At 56.4% G+C, this 26,430-nt stretch carries 24 protein-coding genes; 16 read left to right on the forward strand and 8 right to left on the reverse strand.

Going from position 1 to position 26,430, the window contains the following annotated elements:
- Positions 1–61 precede the first annotated feature (61 nt).
- Positions 62–724, forward strand: a complete 663-nt coding sequence (fsa, locus tag AC2FAP_RS22115) for a fructose-6-phosphate aldolase (protein WP_032679238.1) — start codon at positions 62–64, stop codon at positions 722–724.
- Positions 725–736: 12 nt separating this feature from the next.
- The gene (gldA, locus tag AC2FAP_RS22120; RefSeq protein ID WP_449541864.1) at positions 737–1,840 is read left to right on the forward strand and encodes a bifunctional L-1,2-propanediol dehydrogenase/glycerol dehydrogenase; all 1,104 of its coding nucleotides are present in this window, start codon (positions 737–739) and stop codon (positions 1,838–1,840) included.
- A gap of 49 nt (positions 1,841–1,889) precedes the next feature.
- Here the strand turns inward: gldA and katG are convergent, their stop codons facing one another.
- The 4 genes from katG to metB form a co-directional block, all read right to left on the reverse strand.
- Entirely contained in the window at positions 1,890–4,070 is a 2,181-nt protein-coding gene (gene katG, locus AC2FAP_RS22125; RefSeq protein WP_025202761.1) for a catalase/peroxidase HPI, read from the reverse strand.
- A gap of 209 nt (positions 4,071–4,279) precedes the next feature.
- Positions 4,280–5,170 carry a methylenetetrahydrofolate reductase gene (gene metF / locus AC2FAP_RS22130; RefSeq protein WP_014172187.1) on the reverse strand — a complete coding sequence of 297 codons (891 nt, stop codon included), beginning with the start codon at positions 5,168–5,170 and terminating at the stop codon, positions 4,280–4,282.
- A 226-nt stretch (positions 5,171–5,396) separates the two neighbouring features.
- Entirely contained in the window at positions 5,397–7,829 is a 2,433-nt protein-coding gene (locus tag AC2FAP_RS22135) for a bifunctional aspartate kinase/homoserine dehydrogenase II (protein ID WP_020883947.1), read from the reverse strand.
- Between the two features lie 2 nt (positions 7,830–7,831).
- Positions 7,832–8,992: a cystathionine gamma-synthase gene (metB, locus tag AC2FAP_RS22140; RefSeq protein WP_014172189.1), complete on the reverse strand. Its 1,161-nt coding sequence runs from the start codon at positions 8,990–8,992 to the stop codon at positions 7,832–7,834.
- Between the two features lie 276 nt (positions 8,993–9,268).
- Between metB and metJ the strand changes: the two genes are divergently transcribed.
- Positions 9,269–9,586, forward strand: a complete 318-nt coding sequence (gene metJ, locus AC2FAP_RS22145; RefSeq protein ID WP_007369220.1) for a met regulon transcriptional regulator MetJ — start codon at positions 9,269–9,271, stop codon at positions 9,584–9,586.
- A 48-nt stretch (positions 9,587–9,634) separates the two neighbouring features.
- Here the strand turns inward: metJ and rpmE are convergent, their stop codons facing one another.
- Positions 9,635–9,847, reverse strand: a complete 213-nt coding sequence (gene rpmE / locus AC2FAP_RS22150) for a 50S ribosomal protein L31 (protein WP_003862040.1) — start codon at positions 9,845–9,847, stop codon at positions 9,635–9,637.
- A gap of 200 nt (positions 9,848–10,047) precedes the next feature.
- On the opposite strand from rpmE, the gene priA reads away from it, so the two are divergent.
- The 7 genes from priA to rraA all read left to right on the forward strand — a co-directional run bounded on the left by priA (position 10,048) and on the right by rraA (position 18,016).
- Positions 10,048–12,243 (forward strand): primosomal protein N', encoded by a 2,196-nt coding sequence (gene priA / locus AC2FAP_RS22155; protein ID WP_181239938.1) that lies wholly within the window; start codon positions 10,048–10,050, stop codon positions 12,241–12,243.
- Positions 12,244–12,362: 119 nt separating this feature from the next.
- Positions 12,363–13,388: a DNA-binding transcriptional regulator CytR gene (cytR, locus tag AC2FAP_RS22160; protein WP_020883949.1), complete on the forward strand. Its 1,026-nt coding sequence runs from the start codon at positions 12,363–12,365 to the stop codon at positions 13,386–13,388.
- A gap of 93 nt (positions 13,389–13,481) precedes the next feature.
- A complete protein-coding gene (ftsN, locus tag AC2FAP_RS22165; RefSeq protein ID WP_014172193.1) occupies positions 13,482–14,483 on the forward strand; it encodes a cell division protein FtsN in 1,002 nt (333 codons plus the stop codon).
- A 94-nt stretch (positions 14,484–14,577) separates the two neighbouring features.
- Positions 14,578–15,108: an ATP-dependent protease subunit HslV gene (gene hslV / locus AC2FAP_RS22170; RefSeq protein WP_014172194.1), complete on the forward strand. Its 531-nt coding sequence runs from the start codon at positions 14,578–14,580 to the stop codon at positions 15,106–15,108.
- A gap of 9 nt (positions 15,109–15,117) precedes the next feature.
- Positions 15,118–16,449, forward strand: a complete 1,332-nt coding sequence (gene hslU, locus AC2FAP_RS22175; RefSeq protein ID WP_014172195.1) for an ATP-dependent protease ATPase subunit HslU — start codon at positions 15,118–15,120, stop codon at positions 16,447–16,449.
- Positions 16,450–16,517: 68 nt separating this feature from the next.
- Positions 16,518–17,438 carry a 1,4-dihydroxy-2-naphthoate polyprenyltransferase gene (gene menA / locus AC2FAP_RS22180; RefSeq protein ID WP_014172196.1) on the forward strand — a complete coding sequence of 307 codons (921 nt, stop codon included), beginning with the start codon at positions 16,518–16,520 and terminating at the stop codon, positions 17,436–17,438.
- Positions 17,439–17,530: 92 nt separating this feature from the next.
- A complete protein-coding gene (rraA, locus tag AC2FAP_RS22185; RefSeq protein WP_014172197.1) occupies positions 17,531–18,016 on the forward strand; it encodes a ribonuclease E activity regulator RraA in 486 nt (161 codons plus the stop codon).
- A 59-nt stretch (positions 18,017–18,075) separates the two neighbouring features.
- Here rraA and zapB read toward each other — a convergent pair whose 3' ends face one another.
- Positions 18,076–18,315: a septal ring assembly protein ZapB gene (gene zapB / locus AC2FAP_RS22190; protein ID WP_008501806.1), complete on the reverse strand. Its 240-nt coding sequence runs from the start codon at positions 18,313–18,315 to the stop codon at positions 18,076–18,078.
- Between the two features lie 398 nt (positions 18,316–18,713).
- On the opposite strand from zapB, the gene AC2FAP_RS22195 reads away from it, so the two are divergent.
- The 4 genes from AC2FAP_RS22195 to fpr all read left to right on the forward strand — a co-directional run bounded on the left by AC2FAP_RS22195 (position 18,714) and on the right by fpr (position 23,052).
- Entirely contained in the window at positions 18,714–19,559 is an 846-nt protein-coding gene (locus AC2FAP_RS22195) for an MIP/aquaporin family protein (protein WP_014885705.1), read from the forward strand.
- A gap of 21 nt (positions 19,560–19,580) precedes the next feature.
- The gene (gene glpK, locus AC2FAP_RS22200; RefSeq protein WP_014172201.1) at positions 19,581–21,089 is read left to right on the forward strand and encodes a glycerol kinase GlpK; all 1,509 of its coding nucleotides are present in this window, start codon (positions 19,581–19,583) and stop codon (positions 21,087–21,089) included.
- A 109-nt stretch (positions 21,090–21,198) separates the two neighbouring features.
- Positions 21,199–22,209: a class II fructose-bisphosphatase gene (gene glpX / locus AC2FAP_RS22205; RefSeq protein ID WP_044858132.1), complete on the forward strand. Its 1,011-nt coding sequence runs from the start codon at positions 21,199–21,201 to the stop codon at positions 22,207–22,209.
- 96 nt (positions 22,210–22,305) lie between these two features.
- Positions 22,306–23,052: a ferredoxin--NADP(+) reductase gene (fpr, locus tag AC2FAP_RS22210; protein ID WP_014172203.1), complete on the forward strand. Its 747-nt coding sequence runs from the start codon at positions 22,306–22,308 to the stop codon at positions 23,050–23,052.
- Here the strand turns inward: fpr and AC2FAP_RS22215 are convergent, their stop codons facing one another.
- Complete coding sequence (locus AC2FAP_RS22215) at positions 23,053–23,472, reverse strand: DUF805 domain-containing protein (protein ID WP_025202755.1); 420 nt, start codon at positions 23,470–23,472, stop codon at positions 23,053–23,055.
- A 112-nt stretch (positions 23,473–23,584) separates the two neighbouring features.
- Here AC2FAP_RS22215 and AC2FAP_RS22220 point away from each other — a divergent pair, with 112 nt between their 5' ends.
- Together AC2FAP_RS22220 and tpiA are read left to right on the forward strand one after the other, a co-directional pair.
- On the forward strand, positions 23,585–24,181 hold the full coding sequence (locus AC2FAP_RS22220) for a DUF1454 family protein (RefSeq protein WP_020883954.1): 597 nt from the start codon (positions 23,585–23,587) through the stop codon (positions 24,179–24,181).
- 111 nt (positions 24,182–24,292) lie between these two features.
- On the forward strand, positions 24,293–25,060 hold the full coding sequence (gene tpiA / locus AC2FAP_RS22225) for a triose-phosphate isomerase (protein ID WP_014172206.1): 768 nt from the start codon (positions 24,293–24,295) through the stop codon (positions 25,058–25,060).
- Positions 25,061–25,093: 33 nt separating this feature from the next.
- Here the strand turns inward: tpiA and AC2FAP_RS22230 are convergent, their stop codons facing one another.
- Positions 25,094–26,398, reverse strand: coding sequence for an SLC13 family permease (locus AC2FAP_RS22230; protein ID WP_185791918.1), 1,305 nt, complete (start codon positions 26,396–26,398; stop codon positions 25,094–25,096).
- Between the last annotated feature and the right edge of the window lie 32 nt (positions 26,399–26,430).

Genomic DNA, 26,430 nt, shown 5'->3' on the forward strand with positions numbered 1-26,430 from the left:
TATCCCCGGCCAGCGGCCCCACCTTATCCTTGAGTTAACCTTTCTGACTTAAGGAAAAATAATGGAACTGTATCTGGATACCGCCAACGTGGCAGAGGTTGAGCGCCTGGCGCGCATTTTTCCGATTGCCGGCGTCACCACCAACCCGAGCATTGTAGCCGCCAGCGGCGAAACCCTCTGGAACGTACTGCCGCGTCTGCAAAACGCCATCGGGCCACAGGGTACGCTGTTTGCCCAGACCATGAGCCGTGAAGCCGAAGGGATGGTGGCAGAAGCCAAACGCCTGAGTAACGCCATTCCTGACATCGTGGTGAAAATCCCGGTGACCGCACAGGGCCTTATAGCGATAAAAATGCTGAAAAAAGAGGGCATTACCACGTTAGGCACGGCCGTTTACAGCGCCGCCCAGGGTTTACTGGCCGCGCTGGCGGGTGCGAAATATGTCGCACCGTATGTTAATCGCGTCGACGCTCAGGGCGGGGACGGCATTCGTATGGTACAGGAGCTGCAATCCCTGCTCGAACGCCACGCCCCAGAAAGCAGCGTGCTGGCCGCCAGCTTCAAAACACCACGTCAGGCGCTGGACTGCCTGCTCGCCGGATGTGAAGCAATCACGCTTCCTTTAGATGTAGCGCAACAAATGCTCGGCACCCCGGCGGTAGAGTCAGCCATAGAGAAGTTTGAGCACGACTGGAAAAACGCGTTTGGTAACCTCAACCTCTAAGGGAGATCTGTTATGGACCGTATCATTCAATCGCCGGGGAAATATATCCAGGGCGCTGATGTTCTCACCCGTCTCGGCGACTATCTGAAACCACTGGCAACACGCTGGCTGGTTGTGGGTGATAAGTTTGTGCTGGGTTTTGCACAAGAGACCTTGCTTGAGAGTTTCAAAAAAGCGGAAATTTATGCTGAAATCGCGCCCTTCGGTGGCGAATGTTCGCAAAATGAAATCGATCGCCTGAAAAAACGGGCCGACGGCGCCGACTGTATGGCGGTGCTCGGTATCGGCGGCGGGAAAACGCTGGATACCGCCAAAGCGCTGGCGCATTTTATGGACGTGCCCGTTGCCATCGCCCCGACTATCGCCTCCACCGACGCCCCGTGCAGCGCCCTTTCCGTCATTTATACCGACAGCGGTGAATTCGATCGCTACCTGATGCTGCCGCATAACCCGAACATGGTGATTGTCGACACCCGGGTGGTAGCTGGCGCTCCGCCGCGTCTGCTGGCCGCCGGGATAGGCGATGCCCTTGCCACCTGGTTTGAAGCGCGCGCCTGTTCCCGTAGTGGCGCGATCACCATGGCGGGCGGAAAATGTACCCAGGCTGCGCTAGCCCTCGCCGAGCTGTGCTACAACACGTTAATTGAAGAGGGTGAGAAAGCGATGCTCGCGGCCGGGCAGCACGTGGTCACACCGGCGCTGGAGCGCATCATTGAAGCCAATACCTATCTGAGCGGCGTTGGATTTGAAAGCGGTGGACTGGCGGCCGCACACGCCATTCACAACGGAATGACCGCCGTGCCGGAGGCACATTCGTTCTATCACGGTGAAAAAGTGGCGTTTGGGACGCTGACGCAACTGGTGCTGGAAAATGCCCCGGTAGAGGAAATTGAAACCGTCGCGGCGCTGTGTCACAGCGTAGGTTTGCCCATCACGCTAGCAGAACTGAACATTAAAGAGGATATTCCGCTTAAAATGCGGCTGATTGCCGAGGCTGCCTGCGCAGAGGGTGAAACCATTCACAACATGCCAGGCGGGGTGTCAACGGATCAGGTTTACGCGGCGCTGCTGGTGGCCGATCAGTACGGGCAACGGTTCCTGCGGGAGTGGGCGTAACCGGTATTGCCGGATGGTAAAAAAATCCCCGCCGAAGCGGGGATTGTTTTTACTGCAGATCAAACCGATCCAAATCCATCACCTTCGCCCAAGCGGCAACAAAGTCGCGGACGAATTTCTCATGGGCGTCGCTGCTGGCGTAAACCTCGGCCAGCGCGCGCAGCACGGCGTTCGAACCGAATACCAGATCGGCACGCGTGGCGGTGTATTTCACTTCACCGCTGGCGCGATCGCTGCCGGCAAACAGCTCGTTTGATTCATCGGTCGCTTTCCACTGGGTATTCATGTCCAGCAGGTTCACGAAGAAATCGTTGCTCAGCACGCCTTCACGATGGGTGAACACGCCGTTCTGACTGCCATCGAAGTTCGCCCCCAGTACGCGCAGACCGCCAATCAGCACCGTCAGTTCTGGTGCAGTGAGCGTCAGCTGCTGGGCCTTATCAATCAACAGAGACTCGGTAGTGGAGGCATCAACCTGTGCACGGTAGTTACGGAAGCCATCGGCAATCGGTTCGAGCAGGTTAAACATCTCGATATCCGTCTGATCCTGGCGCGCATCAACGCGGCCCGGCGTGAACGGTACATTGACGTAAACGCCGGCCTCTTTCGCCGCCTGTTCAACACCCACCACACCTGCCAGCACGATGATATCGGCCAGTGACGCTTTGTTAGTGGTACGCTGAATAGCTTCCAGGGCGGGTAACGCGCGAACCGCTGCGGCGTTAACTTCCCAGTCGCGCTGGGGTGCCAGTGCCAGACGCGCACCGTTGGCGCCGCCACGCTTATCGCCACCGCGGAAGGTCGATGCAGACGCCCAGGCAACGGAAACCAGGTCGCTCACGGACAGACCCGAGGCAATGATTTCCGCTTTCAGACTCTCGATGTCCTCTTTGGTCGGGTTGAACACCGCCTGCGGCAATGGATCCTGCCAGATGAGATCTTCTTTCGGCACTTCCGGACCAATGTAACGCGCTTTTGGTCCCATATCACGGTGGGTCAGCTTGAACCACGCGCGGGCAAAGGCTTCGTTAAAGGCCTGCGGATCGTTCAGGAAGCGGCGGGAGATTTTCTCGAACTCGGGGTCAAAACGCAGCGTCAGATCGGTAACCAGCATCGTCGGTTTGCGCTTTTTCGACGGGTCGAACGGATCAGGCATAATGTCTGGTGCATCCACCGCTTCGAACTGAATCGCACCCGCCGGGCTGCGGGTCTGCACCCACTCGTATTTGAACAGGTTCTCGAAGAAGTAGTTACTCCACTGGGTCGGCGTTTGTGACCAGATGACTTCCAGCCCGGAGGTGATCGCATCTGCGCCAACGCCGGTACCGTGCGTACTGGTCCAGCCCAGACCCTGCGCTTCAATTGGCGCGGCTTCCGGGTCGGCACCGACATGGGTCGCTTCACCTGCACCGTGGGTTTTACCGAGGGTATGACCGCCAGCAATCAACGCAACGGTCTCTTCGTCGTTCATCCCCATGTTGCCAAAGGTGGCACGGATCGCCGCGGCCGCTGACAGTGGTTCACCGCTGGCGTTTGGCCCTTCCGGGTTAACGTAAATCAGCCCCATTTCGGTGGCTGCCAGTGGGCGCTTCGCCAGTGCTTCCGGGTCACGGTGGGTGAGCCAGGCTTTTTCATCACCCCAGTTCACGTCCATATCCGGTTCCCAGACATCTTCACGCCCGGCCCCAAAACCAAAGGTACGGAAGCCAGAGTTCTCCAGCGCCACGTTACCGGCAAGGATGAAGAGGTCAGCCCAGGAAATTTTTTGACCGTATTTTTGCTTGATAGGCCACAGGAGACGGCGCGCTTTATCCAGACTTACGTTATCTGGCCAGGAGTTCAGGGGGGCAAAGCGCTGTTGACCGCGGCCTGCGCCACCGCGACCGTCAACGGAGCGATAGGTACCTGCGCCGTGCCAGGCCATACGAATAAACAGGCCCGCATAGCTGCCCCAGTCGGCTGGCCACCACGGCTGAGAGTCGGTCAGAAGTGCTTTGAGATCGCCCTTGAGTGCGGAGTAATCGAGTTTGCTGAATTCTTTGCGGTAGTCAAAGTCTTCACCCAGAGGGTTAGAACGGTTGGAATGTTGATTAAGAAGATCGACGCGGAGTTGTTTTGGCCACCAGTCGCGGCTGCCTGTGCCTGCTCCCGCGCTGTGATCGACGCTGCCCTGATGGAACGGGCACTTGCCGATTGATGCCGCATTATTGCTGTCGTCTGACGTGCTCATCGCTATGCTCCCTTTTACAGTGTTACCGTTACGATATACGCCCTTGTTGATAAGGTATAGTTGAGATAACCCACAGATTCGATAGTTAATTCCGTTTAATTTCCCATTGAAAGTATGTGCGTTCTGTACGTCAAAGGCAGCATTGCTGATATGGCGGGGAAATAAAACCCTTATAAATCAAAAAACCCTCCGAAGAGGGCTTCTATTTGTTATGCGCCAGGCCGAACACCCAGCGTATGGCAAATGGCGTAACTCATTTCCGCGCGGTTGAGCGTATAGAAGTGGAAATCCTTCACTCCTTCACGACTCAAGATCTTCACCATGTCCATCGCGATGTTTGCGCCCACCAGCTTGCGTGTTTCCGGGTCATCGTCCAGCCCTTCGTACATTTTAGACATCCAGTGTGGAATGCGCACATTGGTCATATCGGCAAATTTCTTCGCCTGTTTGAAGTTAGAGACCGGCAAAATTCCCGGGATAATTTCGACGTCGATGCCCGCGGACACACAGCGGTCACGAAAGCGCAGGTAGCTTTCCACATCAAAGAAGAACTGGGTAATGGCGCGGTTCGCACCGGCGTCCACTTTACGCTTCAGGTTAAGCAGATCCGCCTGGGCGCTTTTCGCTTCCGGGTGAACTTCAGGGTAAGCGGCAACGGAAATGTCGAAGTCTGCGACCTCTTTCAGCAGCGCGACCAGATCGGTGGCGTACATGTCCGGTTTACCGCTCCCCGGCGGCAGGTCACCGCGCAGGGCGACGATATGGCGAATACCGTTGTTCCAGTAGTCCTGGGCAATGGCACGCAGCTCATCGCGCGTCGCGTCGATACAGGTCAGGTGCGGAGCCGCTTCCAGACCCGTACGGTCCTTAATGCCTTTAATGATGCTGTGCGTACGGTCACGCTCACCGGAGTTGGCACCGTAGGTGACGGAGACAAACTTCGGTTTCAGGCTGCTCAGGCGATCGATAGAGCTCCAGAGGGTTTGCTCCATTTCACTGGTGCGCGGCGGGAAAAATTCAAAAGAGACGTTAATCTGACCATTTACTTCGGCCAGGCTCTGATTCAGGGCTTCCCGCTGGTTGGCGTGAAAAAAGCTCATACCTTACCTCATCAATCGCGTGTCATTGTGTGTTGTGCTTCGAACTTCTATACGTTTAGACGTCCAGATGTAAAAATGACGGAAAAGCGGAGGGACGTCAACAGAAATAATCGCCAGGAATGGTGAGGAATGCTCAGGGAAGATGAAGGGAGTTCATGATGGCGGGTGAGTGCGGTCTGATGCCCTCACCCTGTCCCTCTCCCACCGGGAGAGGGAACAAGAAAGATTACAGCAGTTTAGCCAGACGGTTGATGTCGGACTGGATAGCCCCGGCGGTCACATCGCGCCCCGCACCCGGGCCACGGATCACCAGTGGGTTATCACGGTACCAGCGGCTTTCAATGGCGAAAACATTATCGCACGGCAGCAGTGCCGCCAGCGGATGTTCAGGACGAACCGCCTCGACACCCACACGTGCTTTTCCGTTCGCTTCGAAACGCGCCACGTAGCGCAGCACTAGCCCCATCTCGTTTGCCGCTTCCAGACGTTGCACCATCTGCTCGTTCAGCTCTTCGCCGTTCTCGAAGAAGTGGTCGACAGAGTCGTCCTCACAGCCAGCAGGCACCAGCGACTCAACGCGGACGGCATCAGGTTCGATGTCATAACCGGCTTCGCGCGCCAGGATCACCAGCTTACGCATAACGTCTTTACCGGAGAGGTCAACGCGTGGGTCAGGCTCCGTTAAGCCCTGCTGCCATGCCTGATCCACCAGGTCAGTGAACGGCACGGTGCCATCAAACTGCAGGAACAGCCAGGAGAGCGTGCCGGAGAAGATGCCACTCAGCGCCAGAATGCTGTCGCCGCTTTCAATCAAATCACGCACAGTATGGTTAACCGGCAAGCCAGCGCCCACCGTGGCGTTATACAGCCAGTGACGGCCTGTCTTTTCAAACGCGTCGTGGATTTGACGGTACTTGTCCGTGCTGCTCGCCCCCGCCAGCTTATTGGCGCTAATAACATGGAAACCGTGGCTGGCGAAATCAAGATACTGATCGGCAAGCTGTTCACTGGCGGTCACGTCCAGCACCACCAGATCGTCATACGGGTGCGCGCGCATCCAGAGGAACAGCGACTCTTCGTCCTGTTCAACCGCTTCATCGTTAAAGAAGGCCAGCGCCCGGCTGGCATCCAGCCCTTCGTAGTTCAGCAGGCTGCGGCGGCTGTCCACCACGCCCGCGAGAATAAATTCAAACCCCGTACGCGCTGAGAGGGTCACCTGCTCGCGAGCGAACAGCTCCAGCCAGCGTGAGCCGATGTTTCCTTTGCCAAACAGCACCAGTCCAATGCGTTTCTCCGCACGGAACAGAGAGGTATGCAGCCCCTGAATCAGACTCTCGGTAGGTCCTTTACGCAGTACGGCCACAAGGCTAATGCCCTCTTCCGACTGCCAGGTGAATTCAACCGGCTGGCCTTTCAGCTGCTGCCAGAAACGATGGCAGTGCAGCGGGTTGCGGGTAACGCCCGCCCCCACCATCGCCACCAGCGCCAGACCCTGACGCAGGCGAAGCTCGCCCGGCAGGCCCGCTTCATCAAGAATTTTCAGGGCGCTGTCCGCCACTTCAGCGGTGTAGCAGAACTGCAGCAGCTGGCGATCGTTATGCACGCCAACGGCGAGCGGACGCACCTGGGCGCGTTTGAGGATCAGGTCGATGTCTTTGTGTGCCAGTTTGAAATCCTGGCCCGCCGGGACCTGGAACTCAATCAGGCAGATGTCGTCATGGCTGGTCACAATTCGCGCCCCCGTACCGGACGCCAGGACGCGTTCGATACGGGTAGAGCCTTGATCCGGGGTGTAACTACAGCGCAGCTGCAGGTCGATGTCGCTCCCGGAAACCGGCTGTAGCGTACGCGCATGCAGAACCGGTGCCGCCAGGCGTGCCAGCTCGCTGGCCTCGTCCAGACGCAGCAGCGGCAGCAGGCAGGCATCCTTCACTTTACGCGGGTCAGCACTGTAGACACCGGCCACGTCGCTCCAGATGGTGACGCGGGAAACGCCTGCCAGCGCACCAATTTGCGTCGCTGAGTAGTCAGAGCCGTTACGTCCCAGCAGCACGGTTTCACCGGCACTGCTGCGGCTGATAAAGCCGGTCACCACAATACGTTTGCCCGGATGCTGAACCAGCAACTGTTGCAGCAGCGGATATGACAAGCCTTCATCCACCTGCGGCTGAGCGGCGCGTTCGGCGCGCAGGAAGTCACGCGCGTCAAGCCAGGCTGCATCCACGCCCAGGTGTTGCAGCACGGCCGCCATCAGGCGCGCAGACCACACTTCACCGTGACCGACCACCTCGGCATACACCGCGTCGGTAATACCGCTGTCCAGCAGGGCAGCCAGACGCTCAAGGTCATGCGTAAAGGCGCTAATCAATCCGTCCGCGACGTCCGCAGGCAGTAAGCCGGCAATCAGCTCACTCTGGTAACGACGTAAGGACTGTTGCACCTGATGCGCAGAGAGGCGATCGGTCTGACTCAGTTTGAGCCAGCTAATCAACTGGTTGGTGGTGCTGCCAGCCGCGGAGACAACCATCATGTCCCCTGGCTGCGAATACTCTGTCATGATCCCTGCGACACGCAGGTAACACTTCACATCAGCAAGACTACTACCACCAAACTTGTGCAGTTGACGACCCTTCGCCCCTGCCTGCGCTATCACACTCATGATTACCCCTTGGCTGCGACCCGGAAGCCATTTTCCAGATCGGCAATTAAATCTTCAGAATCTTCAATACCGGTCGAGATACGCAGCAGCGTCTCAGAAATACCGGCGGCGGCACGTGCTTCTGGTGCCATACCTGCGTGCGTCATGGTCGCGGCGTGGGAGATCAAGCTTTCAACCCCACCTAATGATTCCGCCAGCGTAAACAATGACAGCCCGCTCAGGAAGCGACGCAGCGTTTGCTCGTCACCGTCCAGTTCAAAACTTAACATCGCGCCAAATCCCTTTTGTTGACGCGCGGCAATCTCGTGCCCCTGGTTTTCCGGCAGCGACGGGTGATAGAGCTTTTTCACCAGCGGCTGGGTCTTCAGGAAATCAACAATCGCCTGAGCATTGCGCTGCGCCACTTCCATGCGCGGCGACAGCGTGCGGATACCGCGCAACAACAGGTAGCTGTCGAAAGCGCTCGCAGTGACGCCAATGTTATTGGCCCACCATGCCAGTTCGGTGACAACGTCGGGATCTTTTGCAATCACCACGCCCGCTACCACATCAGAATGACCGTTCAGATATTTAGTGCATGAATGCAATACCAGATCGGCACCCAGCGCAAGCGGGTTCTGAAGGGCCGGACTGAGGAAGGTATTATCCACTACACTTATCGCTCCCGCATCCCTTGCGCGCTGACAAATTTTCGCAATATCGACGACACGCAACAATGGATTGCTTGGACTTTCCACCAGCACCAGCTTCGGTTTCTCTGCCAGCGCCTGTTTCAGCGCCTGTTCGTCGTTTTGATCGACAAACAGTACGCGGTAGCACCCGCGTTTTGCGAGGCTGTCAAACAGACGATAGCTACCACCGTAACAGTCGTGCGGTGCCACCAGCAGGTCGCCCGGCTTCAGAAATACCGTCGTCACCAGGTGAATCGCAGACATCCCGGTGTTGGTTAACACGGCGCCTGCACCGCCTTCCAGCTCCGCCAGCGTGCGCTGGGTCACGTCACGCGTCGGGTTGCCGCGACGGGAGTAGTCATGCGCACGGGGTTCATTAAAACCGGTAAAATTGTAAGTACTGGAAAGATGAATTGGCGGGACAACACAGCCGTACTGCTCGTCATCATTTAATCCGCTACGCACTGCGATGGTGGCCTGTTTACGCGTCATGGTGAAGGCTTCCTGGCTAAAAGAGGTGAAAAGTCAGGCACCAGAGTAAACACTGAAAGTATGGACGTCAATACATCTGGACATCTAAACTTCTTTGCGTATAGATTGAGCAATGCGCAAATAGCCGTTAAAATTATATGCTTTAGTGCACGCTGCAGCGGCAATATCCGTGCCACGGTATCGTCTCTACGGTAAACTACGCTGGATTACGGTCAAAACTGGCGATGACGGGTTTTGCACCTTTAGATTAATGACTGAGAGGATTAAAGGTATCTCATGGCTGAATGGAGCGGCGAATATATCAGCCCATACGCTGAGCACGGTAAGAAGAGTGAGCAAGTAAAGAAAATTACGGTTTCCATTCCTCTGAAGGTGTTGAAGATCCTCACCGATGAACGTACGCGTCGTCAGGTGAACAACCTGCGCCACGCGACCAACAGCGAACTCCTGTGCGAAGCGTTTCTGCATGCGTTTACCGGTCAACCGTTGCCAAACGATGAAGATCTGCGCAAAGAGCGTAGTGATGAAATTCCGGAAGAGGCGAAGGTGATCATGCGTGAACTGGGTATCGACCCGGATACGTGGGAATACTGAGAAGCGGATACAAAAAAGGCACCTTGCGGTGCCTTTTTTTCGGGAAACTTACTTAGCGCCCGGGATGCTGAAACGCTTGTTGAAGCGGTCAACACGGCCACCGGTTGCAACATCACGCTGCTTACCAGTGTAGAACGGGTGGCATTTGCCGCACACGTCCAGGTTCAGATCGTGACCCACGGTAGAGCGGATCTGGATAGAGTTACCGCAAGAACAGTTTGCAGTAATCATTTCGTATTTCGGGTGAATATCTTTTTTCATGGGAGAACCTCAGTTAAGGCCGCGTCGCTCTTCCAGCCCTAACGCCAGACACCACGCGATGTTGAATGTAAGTTCTTTGGCGTAAAGTACACCAAAGGCGGCGAATCATACAGAATTTGACCAACGTATGCAAACTGATCCGCACGCCGCTTTCACTAATGTGTATACTAACGCGCCACTTTTCAAGTCAGGAAGATTCGATGCCCGTCGCTCACGTTGCCCTGCCCGTTCCGCTTCCCCGCACCTTTGACTATCTGCTGCCTGACAGCATGAGCGCCAAAGCGGGCTGTCGCGTGACCGTGCCATTTGGCAAACAGCAGCGTATTGGGATTGTGGTGTCGGTGAGCGATAAGAGCGAATTGCCGCTCAATGAGCTGAAAGCCGTCGCAGAGGTACTGGACAGCGAGCCCGTTTTCTCCACCAGCACCTGGCGGCTCCTGCTGTGGGCGGCAGATTACTACCATCATCCCATCGGCGATGTCCTGTTCCACGCCCTGCCTATTATGCTTCGTCAGGGTAAAAGTGCCAGCCACGCTCCCCTGTGGTACTGGTTTGCCACTGAAGAGGGTCAGGCGGTCGATATCAATAGCCTGAAACGCTCGCAGAAACAGCAGCAGGCGCTGGCGGCCCTGCGTCAGGGGAAAATCTGGCGGCATCAGGTTGACGAGCTTGAGGTGAGCGAAACGGCGCTACAGGCCCTGCGCAAAAAAGGGCTGAGCGAACTGGCAAGCGAGGCGCCTGCCCTTTATGACTGGCGGGACAGTTTCTCCGTTTCAGGGGATCGTCTGCGACTCAACACCGAGCAGGCCACCGCCGTCGGAGCCATTCACAGCGCCTCCGATCATTTCTCCGCCTGGCTACTGGCAGGGGTTACCGGCTCCGGCAAAACAGAAGTGTATCTCAGCGTACTGGAAAACGTGCTTGCGCAGGGTAAACAGGCGCTGGTGATGGTTCCGGAAATCGGCCTCACGCCACAAACCATCGCCCGTTTTCGCGAGCGGTTTAATGCGCCGGTTGAAGTGTTACATTCGGGCCTGAACGATAGCGAGCGCCTCAGCGCCTGGCTGAAAGCCAAAAACGGCGAAGCGGCGATTGTGATTGGCACCCGGTCCTCGCTGTTTACGCCGTTTAAAAACCTCGGCGTTATCGTCATCGATGAAGAGCATGACAGCTCCTATAAGCAACAGGAAGGCTGGCGCTATCACGCCCGCGATCTGGCCGTTTATCGCGCCCACAGCGAGCAAATCCCGATTATTCTTGGCTCCGCGACGCCCGCCCTCGAAACGCTGCATAACGTTCGCCAGCGTAAATACCACATGCTGCGCCTGACGCGGCGCGCAGGGAACGCACGCCCTGCCATTCAGCATGTGCTGGATCTAAAAGGCCAGCAGGTGCAGGCGGGGTTAGCGCCTGCGCTTATCACCCGGATGCGCCAGCATTTGCAGGCCGGTAATCAGGTCATTTTGTTCCTTAACCGCCGCGGGTTTGCCCCGGCGCTGCTGTGTCACGACTGCGGCTGGATTGCCGAATGCCCGCGCTGCGACCACTACTACACGTTCCATCAGGCCCAGCGCCATTTGCGCTGCCACCACTGCGACAGCCAGCGGCCGGTACCACGCCAGTGTCCATCATGTGGCTCAACGCATATCGTGCCGGTCGGCCTGGGGACGGAGCAACTGGAAGAGGCCCTTAAGCCTTTCTTCCCTGACGTTCCTCTTTCCCGCATCGACCGTGACACCACCAGCCGCAAAGGGGCGCTGGAACAGCAGCTGGCGGAAGTGCATCGCGGTGGCGCACGCATTCTGATTGGCACGCAGATGCTGGCCAAAGGGCATCACTTCCCGGACGTAACGCTGGTCGCCCTGCTGGACGTAGACGGCGCGCTGTTTTCGGCCGATTTTCGCTCAGCAGAACGTTTTGCCCAGCTTTATACCCAGGTTGCCGGACGTGCCGGTCGCGCAGGCAAACAGGGTGAGGTGGTTTTACAGACCCACCATCCTGAACATCCGCTACTGCAAACCCTGCTGCATAAAGGCTATGACGCGTTTGCGGAGCAGGCGCTGGCAGAACGCCAGACGATGCAGCTTCCGCCGTGGACCAGCCACGTCATCATCCGCGCAGAAGATCACAACAACCAGCAGGCACCGCTTTTCCTGCAGCAGCTGAGAAACCTCCTGCAGGCCAGTCCGCTGGTGGATAACTCGCTGTGGATACTGGGGCCGGTGCCGGCGCTGGCACCAAAGCGTGGTGGACGTTTTCGCTGGCAGATTTTGCTCCAGCACCCTTCGCGCATCCGCCTGCAACATATCGTCAGCGGCGCGCTGGTACTGATCAATACCCTACCAGAAGCGCGCAAAGTGAAGTGGGTGCTGGACGTTGATCCTATCGAAGGCTGAAGACGGATCGAAAAATTTAACGCTCCTCACACTTTTTATGAAAATTCTGTAACCGATTCCATTAACTATCTGTAAAAATGGTGGCGTCAGAAGTTCGGTGTTCAGGCGAGGAGAAGACGTTGAAGTCCAGGAAAGAGGTTGCCACGGCGACCATGAAAGACGTTGCCCAGAAAGCACAAGTCTCTACGGCAACCGTGTCCCGCGCATTAATGAACCCGGATAAAGTCTCCCAGGCGACCCGTAACCGGGTAGAGCAGGCTGCGCTGGAAGTGGGCTATTTCCCGCAGGCGATGGGACGAAACGTTAAACGCAATGAGTCGCGCACCATCCTGGTGATTGTGCCGGACATCTGCGATCCCTTCTTCAGCGAGATTATTCGCGGTATCGAAGTGACGGCGGCAGAACAAGGTTATCTGGTGCTGATTGGCGACTGTGCTCACCAGAACCAGCAGGAAAAAACCTTTATCGACCTCATTATCACCAAGCAGATCGACGGCATGTTGCTGCTTGGGTCTCGCCTGCCGTTTGATGCCAGCATTGAAGAGCAGCGCAATTTACCGCCGATGGTGATGGCCAACGAGTTTGCACCCGAGCTGGAGCTGCCGACGGTACATATTGATAACCTGACCGCCGCGTTCAACGCCGTCAACTATCTTCAGGAGCTGGGGCACAAGCGTATTGGCTGCATTGCCGGGCCGGAAGAGATGCCATTGTGCCACTACCGCCTGCAGGGCTACGTTCAGGCGCTGCGCCGTACCGGCGTCACCGTCGACCCGCACTACATTGCTCGCGGGGATTTCACCTTTGAAGCTGGTGGACAGGCGCTGGAGAAGCTGCTGGATCTGCCCGAGCCGCCGACCGCGGTGTTCTGTCACAGCGATGTGATGGCACTGGGGGCATTATCGTATGCGAAGCGCCGCGGCCTGCGCATACCGAAAGATTTGTCGATCATCGGATTCGATAATATTTCGCTGTCAGAATTTTGCGATCCTCCACTCTCGACCGTGGCGCAGCCGCGCTATGATATTGGGCGTGAAGCGATGCTTCTTCTGCTGGATCAGCTGCATGGTCAAACAGTTAACAGCGGCTCGCGGTTGCTGGACTGTGAATTGATTGTGCGCGGTTCTACCCAGGCATTGACTTAAAGTAAATGTCTTTCAGACACCCTTATCTGGTCAAAGCCCCGCCGCTTAAGTAACATGGCGGGCTGACGAACGAATAAATACAGCGAAACGATAGTGGCACAACGAGATTATGTACGTCGCGGCCAGCCGGCACCTTCGCGACGCAAAAAGAGTAGCTCAAGGAAAAAGCAACGTAACCTGCCTGCTGTCTCGCCAGCGATGGTCGCTATTGCTGCGGCTGTAGTCGTGGCCTTTATTGGTGGTCTGTACTTTATCACGCACCATAAAAAAGAAGAGTCCGAGGCGCTTCAGGCCAGCAAGGTTGCCGGAAACGGCCTTCCGCCGAAGCCTGAAGAGCGCTGGCGCTATATCAAAGAGCTGGAAAGCCGTCAGCCTGGCGTACGTGCGCCGACCGAACCTTCAGCGGGTGGTGAAGTGCAAAATGCCAGCCAGTTGACGGATGAACAGCGTCAGTTGCTGGCACAAATGCAGGCCGATATGCGCCAGCAGCCTACGCAGCTGAACGAAGTACCGTGGAACGAGCAGACGCCGGAACAGCGTCAGCAAACGCTGCAGCGTCGTCAGGCACAGCAGCAGCTCCAACAGCAACAGCAGCAACAACAGCAGTGGGCGCAAACCCAGCCAGTGCAGCAGCCTAAAACGCAGCCGCGGGTGACGGAACAGCCGTATCAGCAGCAAACGCGAACGGCGCAGTCCCAGCCAGTGCAGCAACCGCCGAAGGCCCAGCCGCAGAAACAGGCGGCTCAGCCGTATCAGGATCTGCTGCAGACGCCGGCGCATACCACTGCGCAGCAGCCGAAAACGCAGCAGGCCGCACCGGTAACCAAAGAGACCGATGCGCCGAAACAGACTGCTGAGAAAAAAGACGAACGCCGCTGGATGGTGCAATGTGGTTCATTCAAAGGTGCTGAGCAGGCGGAAACGGTGCGCGCACAGCTGGCTTTTGAAGGGTTTGATTCACGCATTACCACCAATAACGGCTGGAATCGCGTGGTGATTGGCCCGGTCAAAGGCAAAGAAAATGCCGACGGAACCATTTCCCGTTTGAAAGTGGCGGGACACACAAACTGCATTCGACTCGCTACCGGGGGTTGAAACCCCCAAATTCCCCCCCATCTATCATTCTATTCAGCCCTGAGCACAGGCTCAGGGCTTCTGTTTCCCGATTCTGTAACCAGGGGGTCTGCTCGTGACAACAATCGTAAGTGTACGCCGTAACGGCCACGTGGTAATCGCCGGTGATGGCCAGGCCACGCTGGGTAATACCGTAATGAAAGGCAACGTGAAGAAAGTTCGTCGTTTATACAACGACAAAGTGATCGCCGGTTTTGCAGGCGGCACGGCTGACGCCTTCACGCTGTTCGAACTGTTTGAACGCAAACTGGAAATGCACCAGGGTCACCTGGTGAAAGCCGCCGTTGAGCTGGCGAAAGACTGGCGTACCGATCGCATGCTGCGCAAACTTGAAGCGCTGCTGGCGGTGGCCGATGAAACCGCTTCGCTTATCATCACCGGTAACGGTGACGTCATTCAGCCTGAAAACGACCTGATTGCTATTGGCTCTGGTGGCCCGTACGCCCAGGCTGCAGCCCGTGCGCTGTTGGAAAATACCGACATGAACGCGCGCGATATCGCGGTGAAGGCGTTGGATATTGCAGGTGATATCTGCATCTATACCAACCACAACCACACCATCGAAGAATTACCGTCTAAAGCGTAAGGATCTCCCATGTCTGAAATGACCCCACGCGAAATTGTCAGCGAACTGGACAAACATATTATCGGCCAGGACAACGCCAAGCGTTCCGTGGCTATTGCCCTGCGTAACCGCTGGCGCCGCATGCAGCTCGAAGAAGAGCTGCGCCATGAAGTGACGCCAAAAAACATTCTGATGATCGGCCCGACCGGTGTCGGTAAAACCGAAATTGCCCGTCGTCTGGCGAAACTGGCTAACGCCCCGTTCATCAAAGTCGAAGCCACCAAGTTCACCGAAGTGGGCTATGTGGGTAAAGAAGTGGACTCTATCATTCGCGATCTGACCGACTCGGCGATCAAAATGGTGCGCGTCCAGGCGATTGAGAAAAACCGCTACCGCGCCGAAGAGATGGCGGAAGAGCGCATTCTTGACGTCCTGATCCCACCGGCGAAGAACAACTGGGGCCAGGCTGAACAGCAGGCTGAGCCGTCAGCGGCACGTCAGGCGTTCCGCAAAAAACTGCGTGAAGGCGAGCTGGACGACAAAGAGATTGAGATCGATCTTGCTGCTGCCCCTATGGGTGTGGAAATCATGGCACCGCCTGGCATGGAAGAGATGACCAGCCAGCTGCAGTCCATGTTCCAGAACCTGGGCGGCCAGAAGCAGAAAGCGCGTAAGCTGAAAATCAAAGACGCCATGAAGCTGCTGATCGAAGAAGAAGCGGCGAAACTGGTGAACCCGGAAGAGCTGAAGCAGGATGCTATCGACGCGGTTGAGCAGCACGGTATCGTGTTTATCGACGAAATCGACAAAATCTGTAAGCGTGGCGAATCCTCAGGCCCGGATGTCTCCCGTGAAGGCGTTCAGCGCGACCTGCTGCCGCTGGTTGAAGGCTGCACCGTCTCCACCAAACACGGTATGGTCAAAACGGACCACATCCTGTTTATCGCCTCTGGCGCATTCCAGGTGGCGAAACCGTCTGACCTGATCCCGGAGCTGCAGGGTCGTCTGCCGATTCGCGTGGAGCTGCAGGCGCTGACCACTGAAGATTTCGAACGCATCCTGACCGAGCCAAATGCCTCTGTGACCGTACAGTACAAAGCGCTGATGGCAACCGAAGGTGTGAACATCGAGTTCACTGAAGACGGTATCAAACGCATCGCCCAGGCCGCCTGGCAGGTCAACGAAACCACCGAGAACATCGGTGCCCGTCGTCTGCACACCGTGCTGGAGCGCCTGATGGAAGATATCTCTTATGATGCGAGCGACCTGAACGGTCAAAGCATTACCATTGACGCAGAATATGTGGGTAAACACCTGGATGCGTTAGTGGCAGATGAAGATCTGAGCCGTTTTATCCTATAATCGCGGTTACTGCATTCTCATCACGTTTAATGGGGGCTAAAGCCCCCATTTTTATTGGCTAAATTACTATGACTGACATCAGCCGTACTCAGGCGTGGCTCGAAAGTCTGCGCCCTAAAACTCTTCCTCTGGCCTTTGCCGCCATTATCGTCGGTACGGCGCTTGCCTGGTGGCAAGGCTATTTCGATCCGCTGGTTGCCGGGCTGGCACTGATTACCGCCGGTCTGCTGCAAATTCTCTCCAATCTCGCCAACGACTATGGCGATGCGGTTAAAGGCAGCGACAAACCCGACCGTATCGGGCCACTGCGCGGTATGCAGAAAGGGGTCATTACCCAGGCGCAGATGAAGCGCGCGCTGATCATCACCGTGGCGCTGATTTGTCTTTCCGGCCTGGCGCTGGTAACGGTCGCGTCTAAAACCCCCAGCGATTTCATTGGTTTCCTGGTACTGGGTTTGCTCGCCATTATTGCCGCCATTACCTATACCGTCGGTACCCGCCCTTACGGGTATATTGGGCTGGGTGATATCTCCGTGCTGGTGTTCTTCGGCTGGCTGAGCGTGATGGGGAGCGGGTACTTACAGGCACATACCCTGATCCCGGCCCTGTTCCTGCCGGCAACCGCCTGCGGCATGCTGGCGACGGCGGTGCTTAACATCAACAACCTGCGCGATATCGACAGCGACCGTGAGAACGGCAAAAACACGCTGGCCGTGCGTCTGGGGCCCGTTAATGCACGCCGTTATCATGCGTGTCTGCTGCTGGGCGCTCTGCTGTGCCTGGCGCTGTTTAACGTTATCTCGCTGCACAGCATATGGGGCTGGCTGTTTGTACTCGCCGCACCGCTGCTGATTAAGCAGGCGCGATTCGTCATGCGTGAACTCAGCCCTGCGGCCATGCCGCCAATGCTGGAGCGTACGGTAAAAGGGGCACTGCTGACTAACCTGTTGTTCGTCATCGGGATTGTCTTAAGTCAGACGCTGGGTTAACTGACAAATATCAATTAACAATTGATGATTTTGCCAACAACGCATTTAGCACGATATACTGAACACATTCGCAGCAACTGAGCGTTAAACCTATGAAATACGATACCTCCGAGCTTTGTGACATCTACCAGGAAGATGTCAACGTCGTTGAACCGCTGTTCTCCAACTTTGGTGGGCGGTCGTCGTTTGGCGGACAAATCGTCACGGTGAAATGTTTCGAGGATAACGGGTTGCTCTATGATCTGCTCGAACAGAACGGCCGTGGCCGCGTTCTGCTGGTTGATGGCGGGGGCTCCGTACGTCGTGCCCTCATTGATGCTGAGCTCGCCCGTCTTGCCGTACAGAACGAGTGGGAAGGCATTGTGGTGTATGGCTCAGTGCGCCAGGTGGACGATCTCGAAGACCTGGACATTGGCATTCAGGCTATCGCGGCCATTCCGGTGGGTGCTGCGGGTGAAGGTATCGGCGAAAGCGACGTGCGCGTCAATTTCGGCGGCGTGACCTTCTTCTCCGGTGACCATCTCTATGCCGATAACACCGGGATTATCCTTTCCGAAGATCCGCTGGATATCGAGTAATAAAAAAGCCGGGTGGCGGCGACGCCTTACCCGGCCTGTTCTGCATTTCCCGAAAGAAATTACACTTCTTCCATACGCCCCAGCAGCGCCTGCAGACGATCCTGCCAGCCATTCTGCTGTTCACGCAGCTGGTTGTTTTCGCGCTCCAGTTCTTCACGGCTGTGCTGAGCGTTCTGAACTTCCTGCGCCAGGCTGTTGTTCTTCTCTTTCAGCTCTTCAATTTCCATCTGCAGCAGCGTGATGGTGTCAATCGCCTGCTGTACTTTCGATTCCAGTTTCTCAAACACTTCTAAAGACATGATCCTACCTCTCCTGAATTGCAAGGCGACGCTTTAACGTAAACGCGCACAACAGATATGCCGATTGTATGAAGCCCCGTCGCCCCTGTCCAGCGGCAGACCGCGCAGATCGTGGTTTGCAACACTTTTCGGCCTCGTCCTGGTGCGTTCGCGGCATATACCCCTAAATTGTTAACTGATTCGTTAATGAAATGATTCAGCTCACATTTTGCCATTGGTGTAAAAATGCGCTTTATGGCGCGAAAACGCTCATTTTATTGACGCAGACCACACATTTTGATTTCGATATTTCTCGTTTTTGCTCGTTAACGATAAATTAACACTATGTCTACAGGGCATCGTGGCTGTCACGGGCGGTCATGCTAACAATAAACATCAATTTCTTCAGGATTCCGATTATGAGTCAGACATCAACCTTAAAAGGCCAGTGCATTGCCGAGTTCCTTGGTACCGGGTTGTTGATATTCTTCGGAGTGGGCTGTGTTGCTGCACTGAAAGTGGCGGGTGCCAGTTTCGGTCAGTGGGAAATCAGTATTATCTGGGGTCTGGGCGTGGCGATGGCCATCTACCTGACCGCAGGGGTTTCCGGCGCACATCTTAACCCGGCGGTGACCATCGCGCTGTGGCTGTTCGCGTGCTTCGACGGACGCAAAGTTGTTCCCTTCATCCTTTCTCAGTTTGCCGGCGCGTTTTGCGCAGCGGCGTTAGTTTACGGGCTTTATTACAATCTTTTCATCGACTTCGAACAGACACATCATATGGTGCGTGGCAGTGTCGAAAGTCTGGATCTGGCAGGCATTTTCTCAACCTATCCCAACCCGCATATCAATTTTGTGCAGGCGTTCGCAGTTGAAATGGTGATTACCGCTATTCTGATGGGCGTTATCCTGGCGCTGACCGACGACGGAAACGGCATTCCGCGCGGCCCGCTGGCACCGCTGCTGATTGGCCTGCTGATTGCGGTGATCGGTGCATCCATGGGCCCGCTGACCGGGTTTGCGATGAACCCGGCGCGTGATATCGGACCTAAAGCTTTTGCCTTTATCGCAGGATGGGGCGACGTGGCCTTCACCGGCGGTAAAGATATCCCTTACTTCCTGGTACCGCTGTTTGCACCGGTTGTCGGGGCTGCGCTGGGTGCATTTAGCTACCGCAAATTAATTGGTCGCCATTTACCGTGCGACACCTGTGTGGAAGAGGAGAAGGAAACGACTTCTACCGCACAACAAAAAGCTTCGCTGTAATCTGACTACGGGACACATACCATGACCGAAAAAAAATATATCGTTGCGCTCGACCAGGGCACTACCAGCTCCCGCGCTGTCGTAATGGATCATGACGCGAATATCGTCAGCGTGTCACAGCGCGAATTTGAGCAAATCTATCCTCGTCCAGGCTGGGTCGAACACGACCCTATGGAGATCTGGGCTTCACAAAGCTCCACGCTGGTAGAAGTGCTGGCGAAAGCCGATATCAGTTCCGACGAGATTGCCGCTATCGGTATTACCAACCAGCGTGAAACCACTATCGTCTGGGAGCGCGAAACCGGTAAGCCCATTTACAATGCCATCGTCTGGCAGTGCCGCCGTACGTCAGAAATCTGCGAACAGCTGAAGCGCGACGGTATGGAAGACTATGTACGTAGCGCAACCGGTCTGGTCGTTGACCCGTATTTCTCCGGTACCAAAGTGAAATGGATCCTCGACCACGTTGAGGGTTCACGTGAACGTGCAAAACGCGGTGAGCTGCTGTTCGGTACCGTCGACACCTGGCTTATCTGGAAGATGACCCAGGGGCGTGTCCACGTCACTGATTACACCAACGCCTCGCGCACCATGCTGTTCAACATCAATACCCTGGAGTGGGATGACAAGATGCTGGACGCGCTGGATATCCCGCGCGCGATGTTGCCAGAAGTCCGCAAATCTTCTGAAGTTTACGGTCAGACCAATATCGGCGGCAAAGGCGGCACGCGTATTCCAATCGCCGGTATTGCCGGTGACCAGCAGGCGGCGCTGTTTGGCCAGCTGTGCGTTAAGGAAGGGATGGCGAAAAACACCTACGGTACCGGCTGCTTTATGCTGATGAACACCGGTGAGAAAGCGGTAAAATCAGAAAACGGCTTGCTGACCACCATCGCCTGCGGCCCACGCGGTGAAGTGAACTATGCGCTGGAAGGTGCGGTGTTCATGGCAGGCGCGTCTATTCAGTGGCTGCGTGACGAGATGAAACTCATCAGCGATGCGTTTGACTCCGAGTATTTCGCAACCAAAGTGAAGGACACCAACGGCGTGTATGTGGTTCCGGCCTTTACCGGTCTGGGTGCCCCCTACTGGGACCCGTATGCACGCGGCGCGATTTTCGGCCTGACCCGTGGGGTAAACTCGAACCACATTATCCGCGCGACGCTGGAATCCATCGCTTATCAGACGCGCGACGTACTGGAAGCGATGCAGGCTGACTCCGGCATTCGTCTGCACGCCCTGCGCGTGGACGGCGGCGCCGTTGCCAACAACTTCCTGATGCAGTTCCAGTCCGACATTCTGGGCACCCGCGTAGAGCGCCCGGAAGTACGTGAAGTCACCGCGCTGGGTGCGGCGTACCTCGCAGGTCTGGCTGTCGGCTTCTGGCAGAATCTGGATGAACTGCAGGAAAAAGCGGTTATCGAACGCGAATTCCGCCCTGGCATCGAAACCACTGAGCGTAACTACCGCTACAGCGGCTGGAAGAAAGCGGTGAAACGCGCCCTGGCGTGGGAAGAGCACGAGCAGTAATTTCTCCCCTCACCCGTCCCCTCTCCCCGCCGGGGAGAGGGGACCGACCGCACCCACCCCCACTCTGTGATAAACTTCGTGCAATTCCTTTTGATTGCACGAGTACCTCATGAAACGTGAACTGGCTATCGAGTTTTCCCGCGTCACCGAAGCTGCCGCACTGGCGGGCTATAAATGGCTTGGCCGTGGCGACAAAAATACCGCAGACGGTGCGGCTGTCCATGCCATGCGCATTGTGCTTAACCAGGTCAATATCGATGGCACCATCGTCATTGGCGAAGGCGAGATCGACGAAGCGCCAATGCTCTATATCGGTGAGAAAGTGGGCACCGGCAAAGGTGATGCCGTGGATATCGCCGTCGACCCGATTGAGGGTACCCGCATGACGGCAATGGGCCAGGCCAACGCGCTGGCCGTGCTGGCGGTAGGGGACAAAGGCTGTTTCCTCAACGCGCCGGATATGTACATGGAAAAGCTGATTGTCGGCCCCGGCGCCAAAGGGGCTATCGACCTGAGCCTGCCGCTGGAAGAGAATCTGCGTAACGTTGCCAGGGCGCTGGAAAAACCGCTTAGCGCGCTCACCGTGACCATTCTGGCGAAACCGCGCCACGATGCCACCATTGCCCAGTTGCAACAGCTCGGCGTGCGCGTCTTTGCCATCCCGGATGGCGACGTGGCAGCATCTATCCTGACCTGCATGCCAGACAGCGAAGTGGATGTGCTTTACGGCATCGGCGGCGCGCCGGAAGGTGTGGTCTCCGCCGCGGTGATCCGCGCTCTGGATGGCGACATGCAGGCCCGTCTGTTGCCCCGTCATGAAGTCAAAGGCGACAGCGAAGAGAATCGCCGTATTGGGGAAGAAGAGCTGGCACGCTGCGAAGCGATGGGTATTGAAGCCAACAAGGTGCTTGCGCTGGATGACATGGCGCGCAGCGACAACGTTGTCTTCTCCGCAACCGGCATCACCAAAGGTGACCTGCTGGATGGCATCACCCGTAAGGGCAATATGGCCACCACCGAAACCCTGCTGATCCGCGGTAAATCGCGCACCATTCGCCGCATTCAGTCTGTTCACTATCTGGATCGTAAAGACCCTGACGTGCAGGCGCACATTCTGTAAAACCGTTTGATCGATAGAGCTTTCCGGCCCAAATGGGCTGGAAATCTTCGCCACAAGTCCGGAAGATAGAACAGAGAAAAAGCACAGGAGAAGATCATGGCGGACTGGGTAACAGGTAAAGTCACAAAAATACAGTTCTGGACCGATGCGCTATTTAGTCTCACCCTGCATGCTCCCGTCCACCCGTTTACGGCCGGGCAATTTGCGAAGCTGGGGCTGGATGTTGACGGCGAGCGCGTGCAGCGCGCCTATTCCTACGTTAATGCCCCCGATAACCCGGATCTCGAGTTCTATCTGGTCACCGTCCCGGACGGCAAACTCAGCCCACGCCTTGCCGCGCTTAAGCCCGGTGACGATGTGCAAATTGTGAGTGAAGCGGCCGGTTTCTTCGTACTGGACGAAATCCCGGACTGCGACACCCTCTGGATGCTGGCAACCGGCACGGCCATTGGCCCCTATCTCTCTATTTTGCAGTACGGCAAAGACCTTGAGCGCTTTAAAAACATCGTGCTGGTTCACGCCGCGCGCTATGCCGCAGACTTGAGCTATCTTCCGCAGATGCAGGCGCTGGAAAAGCAGTACGGCGGGAAACTGAAAATTCAGACCGTGGTCAGCCGCGAAACCGCAGCAGGTTCACTGACGGGCCGCGTGCCGGCATTGATTGAGAGTGGTGCACTGGAAGACGCAATTGGCTTGCCGATGAGCGCTGAAACCAGCCACGTCATGCTGTGTGGCAACCCGCAGATGGTTCGCGACACGCAGCAGCTTCTGAAGGATACCCGGCAGATGACGAAACATCTTCGCCGCCGGCCGGGCCATATGACTGCCGAACACTACTGGTGATCAGCGGTATTTCACCTCAAGGGTGTCTTTGCCGTATTTGTTTTCGCTCTGGGTGCCGATAAACGCGCCCAGATCGACCACCATCATGACAAAAATAATGGTTGGTAGCAGTCTGCCCACCACCCAGGGAAGGATGGACGGAAGTATCGACCAGTTCCCGGCCACCAGCATCCACGCCAGAATAATCAGAAAAGCCCACGCGCCGGAACGGCCGCGATCGTGCAGACGTTTCACCACCACGGCCGCTGTTGGCCACAGCAAACAGACCAGCGCAAACGCCGCCGTTTGTGTGCTGAGCCATGCGTTGAAGGCCACGAAAAACAGAAGCAGCATGGCAACGATCCACGTCGCCATCCAGATCCAGAAGTCACGGCGTCCAATACGCCCTTTGAATGAAAACAACCACTGCTGTATGGTCATGTAAGGTTCCTTATTATCATATAGCGCGCATTTTACCCTGGAGTTGTGACCTTTTGACAAGCCGACCAGATATCGATTTAATCATGAACACTTACGGCCAGGGGCAATGTTGATGAAAAGTTCGGCACGTTCTCTTTTCCTGTGTTTAGCGATGCTCATCGCGGGTGTCCCCCTGCACGCCGCCGAAACCACTGCCCCGACGACAGCCCCCTATCTGCTGGCCGGTGCGCCCTCGTTCGATCAGTCAATCAGCCAGTTTCGTGAAACCTTCAATAAAACCAACCCCACGCTACCGCTGGATGAATTCCGCGCCATTGACAGCTCCCGGGATACGCCAACCCTGACCCGGGCTGCGAGCAAGATTAACGAAAATTTATATGCCTCCACTGCGCTGGAGCGCGGCACGCTAAAAATCAAAAGCATGCAAATAACCTGGCTGCCGATTCAGGGGCCAGAGCAGAAAGCCGCTAAGGCAAAAGCGCTCGAGTACATGAGCGCGATACTGCAGGCTTTTACGCCCGCACTGACCAAAAAGCAAAGCCAGCAAAAGCTGCAAAAACTCCTCACCGCCGGTAAAAACAAGCGTTACTACGCCGATACCGAAGGGGCCATACGCTATGTGGTGGCAGATAACGGCGAAAAAGGACTGACCTTCGCTGTTGAACCGATTAAGCTGGCACTATCAGACACACTCGGCGGGGCGAATTAATGACAAAAAGCAAAGCCTTTCGAGGGAAAATCTCTATACTGATTCACAGACCATGCTGCCCGACAGGGCGGCCATATTCCTTAATTCGCTAATTTAGCGTGGAGAATTGAAATGCGACATCCTTTAGTGATGGGTAACTGGAAACTGAACGGCAGCCGCCACATGGTAAACGAACTGGTTGCGAACCTGCGTAAAGAGCTGGCGGGCGTGACGGGCTGCGCGGTTGCTATCGCTCCGCCGGATATGTACCTGGATCTGGCTAAACATGCCGCTGACGGCAGCCACATCATTCTGGGCGCACAGAACGTTGACGTTAACCTGTCAGGCGCATTCACCGGTGAAACCTCTGCTGAAATGCTGAAAGATATCGGCGCGAAATACATCATCATCGGCCACTCTGAGCGTCGCACTTACCACAAAGAATCCGACGAATTTATCGCGAAGAAATTCGCGGTGCTGAAAGAGCAGGGTCTGATCCCGGTTCTGTGCATCGGTGAAACCGAAGCCGAAAACGAAGCTGGCAAAACGGAAGAAGTGTGTGCTCGTCAGATCGACGCCGTGCTGAAAACGCAGGGTGCTGCCGCATTCGAAGGCGCGGTTATCGCGTACGAACCCGTCTGGGCGATCGGTACCGGCAAATCAGCGACCCCTGCGCAGGCGCAGGCGGTTCACAAATTTATCCGTGACCACATTGCTAAAGCGGACGCGAAAGTGGCTGAGCAGGTAATTATTCAGTACGGCGGTTCCGTTAACGCATCCAACGCTGCTGAGCTGTTCACCCAGCCAGACATCGATGGCGCGCTGGTTGGCGGTGCATCCCTGAAAGCTGACGCTTTCGCGGTGATCGTTAAAGCAGCAGAAGCGGCTAAACAGGCGTAAAAACCGACTTCCCTCCCCCACCGGGGAGGGAAATTACACTTTCCCCAGCACGCTAAACCACAGATAATCCAGCGGCAGCAGCACCAGATACGTTGCAATCGCCAGCGCCAGACAGAGCAACATCCCCGCCTTTGCAGGCACCTTCCCTAAACCCATTGCCACCACAATCGGCGACGCCTGATACGGCAACAGCGGCGTGGAATACCCCAGTACCTGAATCATGATCACCGACAACAGCGGGAAACCGGTGGCGTCAGAAAAACTCTGTGCCAGCGTGGTATACAACGCTGGCACACCGTTCGCGGTCATAATGAAGTTGAGCGCCGTGGTAATACCGGTAAGCGCCAGGAAGCTGGTGAACGGTCTGTTGGCATCAAGCGGCATAAACCGCAATAACGCCTCCCCCACCGCGGAACCGATACCCGTTTGGGTCACCACAATCGCCAGCCCGAGAATCCCCGCCACGTAAATGCAGGTGCGCATGTTCACTCCCGCAGAAAACTCTTCACCGGTGATAAACCCAACGCGTGGCAGCATGACGATGACCGATGCCGCAAGACCCGTCCACGCCGGTCCAACGCCGTGCCAGCTCTCTGTCACCCACATCCCCAGCACCACCGCCAGCAGCCAGGCGAGACGTTTTTCATCCCGCCCCATCGGTTCAGACGGCGTAAGATCGGTGGCCGGTTTCGGGCTGCCGGGGAACAACCAGCAGATCAGGCCGATCAGAATGCCCCCTTTCAGGATCCCGAGGACGGGTGTATGCAGCAGCAGATACGGGACATAGTTCAGATGGATCCCGTACGAACCCTCCGCGGCGCCGCTCATCACCAGATTCGGCACGTTGGCAGGCAGGATGGTCGCCGAGAGCTGGAAGGTTCCGAACCCGACGGCCAGCGCCAGGCCATACCACGCGCGGGAACCGTCGGGGATGGCGGCCCTTTTGGCCATGGCGGCGACAATCGGCATCAGCAGCGCGATACGGCCCATATTCGACGGCATCACAAACGCCAGCGCGTAGCTCAGCCCCACCACGCTTGCCACCATCAGTACCCACGAATCCGTGAGTTTTGCCGACAGCGCCCGTGCGGCCCTGTCCGCCAGACCGGTTTTACGGATTGCCACCCCCAGCACGAAGCCGCTAAACACTAACCAGAATGCAGACGAGGCAAAACCACCAAAAATCACCTCCGCCGGGGCGATTCTGGCGGTCATCGCCGCCGTGAAAAACAGCAGCGCGGTGATAAATTCCGGCAATAGCGACGTCGCCCACAGCACGATGGTGACGCCGACTATCAATGAGGGCACAAACAGAGGATGCGTTAACCAGAGCGACATTCCTGTCTCCTGTCGTTTTTTTCAGCAAGTCT

This window comes from Enterobacter cloacae complex sp. 394I7 (assembly GCF_057320345.1).

Coding starts and splice junctions, on each gene's coding strand:
- tpiA (WP_014172206.1), top strand. CDS start 24,293: ATGCGACATCCTTTAGTGATGGGTAACTGGAAACTGAACGGCAGCCGC.
- fpr (WP_014172203.1), top strand. CDS start 22,306: ATGGCGGACTGGGTAACAGGTAAAGTCACAAAAATACAGTTCTGGACC.
- metJ (WP_007369220.1), top strand. CDS start 9,269: ATGGCTGAATGGAGCGGCGAATATATCAGCCCATACGCTGAGCACGGT.
- AC2FAP_RS22135 (WP_020883947.1), bottom strand. CDS start 7,829: ATGAGTGTGATAGCGCAGGCAGGGGCGAAGGGTCGTCAACTGCACAAG.
- AC2FAP_RS22215 (WP_025202755.1), bottom strand. CDS start 23,472: ATGACCATACAGCAGTGGTTGTTTTCATTCAAAGGGCGTATTGGACGC.
- fsa (WP_032679238.1), top strand. CDS start 62: ATGGAACTGTATCTGGATACCGCCAACGTGGCAGAGGTTGAGCGCCTG.
- katG (WP_025202761.1), bottom strand. CDS start 4,070: ATGAGCACGTCAGACGACAGCAATAATGCGGCATCAATCGGCAAGTGC.
- zapB (WP_008501806.1), bottom strand. CDS start 18,315: ATGTCTTTAGAAGTGTTTGAGAAACTGGAATCGAAAGTACAGCAGGCG.
- glpX (WP_044858132.1), top strand. CDS start 21,199: ATGAAACGTGAACTGGCTATCGAGTTTTCCCGCGTCACCGAAGCTGCC.
- priA (WP_181239938.1), top strand. CDS start 10,048: ATGCCCGTCGCTCACGTTGCCCTGCCCGTTCCGCTTCCCCGCACCTTT.
- glpK (WP_014172201.1), top strand. CDS start 19,581: ATGACCGAAAAAAAATATATCGTTGCGCTCGACCAGGGCACTACCAGC.
- AC2FAP_RS22195 (WP_014885705.1), top strand. CDS start 18,714: ATGAGTCAGACATCAACCTTAAAAGGCCAGTGCATTGCCGAGTTCCTT.
- rraA (WP_014172197.1), top strand. CDS start 17,531: ATGAAATACGATACCTCCGAGCTTTGTGACATCTACCAGGAAGATGTC.
- metB (WP_014172189.1), bottom strand. CDS start 8,992: ATGACGCGTAAACAGGCCACCATCGCAGTGCGTAGCGGATTAAATGAT.
- metF (WP_014172187.1), bottom strand. CDS start 5,170: ATGAGCTTTTTTCACGCCAACCAGCGGGAAGCCCTGAATCAGAGCCTG.
- gldA (WP_449541864.1), top strand. CDS start 737: ATGGACCGTATCATTCAATCGCCGGGGAAATATATCCAGGGCGCTGAT.
- rpmE (WP_003862040.1), bottom strand. CDS start 9,847: ATGAAAAAAGATATTCACCCGAAATACGAAATGATTACTGCAAACTGT.
- hslU (WP_014172195.1), top strand. CDS start 15,118: ATGTCTGAAATGACCCCACGCGAAATTGTCAGCGAACTGGACAAACAT.
- AC2FAP_RS22220 (WP_020883954.1), top strand. CDS start 23,585: ATGAAAAGTTCGGCACGTTCTCTTTTCCTGTGTTTAGCGATGCTCATC.
- AC2FAP_RS22230 (WP_185791918.1), bottom strand. CDS start 26,398: ATGTCGCTCTGGTTAACGCATCCTCTGTTTGTGCCCTCATTGATAGTC.
- menA (WP_014172196.1), top strand. CDS start 16,518: ATGACTGACATCAGCCGTACTCAGGCGTGGCTCGAAAGTCTGCGCCCT.